Source organism: Pseudoalteromonas sp. GW168-MNA-CIBAN-0100 (assembly GCF_040309225.1).
Lineage (GTDB): Bacteria > Pseudomonadota > Gammaproteobacteria > Enterobacterales > Alteromonadaceae > Pseudoalteromonas > Pseudoalteromonas arctica.
Window position 1 is genome coordinate 1 of sequence record NZ_JBEOOL010001144.1, and the last position, 233, is coordinate 233.

Below are 233 nucleotides of genomic sequence, written 5' to 3' on the forward strand. Positions count from 1 at the left end.
GCTTTATTGCCAGTAAAGGTATCAAAGATTTTTTCTCCAAAGGTTGGAATATTTTCGACACCCTTATCGTACTAGGTAGCTTATACCCTGCGGCAGGCTCAAGTATGCTAATTGCACGCTTATTGCGAATATTTCGTGTATTGCGGCTGGTGTCTATGGTCCCCGAGCTGCGTTTATTAGTTAACGCTTTACTTAAAGCTATTCCGCAAATGGGTTACATAGCCCTGCTGATG

At 42.9% G+C, this 233-nt stretch carries 1 protein-coding gene; it reads left to right on the forward strand.

The window, feature by feature from the left end:
• A partial coding sequence (locus tag AAEY62_RS24960) for an ion transporter (protein WP_350637185.1) occupies window positions 1-233 on the forward strand: 233 nt, incomplete at both ends.